Genomic DNA, 242 nt, shown 5'->3' with positions numbered 1-242 from the left:
CGGGTGCAACCGGGGCCACAGGAGCAGCAGGAGGATTATCTCAATACGGTTATATTTACAATCTCGGTGCTCAGGTTGTGCCTATAGAGGCAGATGTCATTTTTGATTCAAATGGAATAATTACACCTGGAATTACGCATGCCCCCGGAACATCTCAAATTTTAGTTACAACTCCTGGAGACTACGAGGTTACTTTCTCCGTGTCGGGTGTAGAACCAAACCAATTCTCACTATTTTTAAAT

Annotated in this window: 1 pseudogene; it reads left to right on the top strand. The window is 43.8% G+C overall.

The features are described 5' to 3' along the window. A pseudogene (locus V7083_RS20785) lies at positions 1 to 242 on the top strand (collagen-like protein); the annotation flags it as partial.

Source organism: Bacillus sp. JJ1764 (genome assembly GCF_036962145.1).
Lineage (GTDB): Bacteria > Bacillota > Bacilli > Bacillales > Cytobacillaceae > Neobacillus.
Note: the sequence above shows the minus strand (reverse complement) of the source record. Positions and strands in the feature narration are given on the sequence as shown.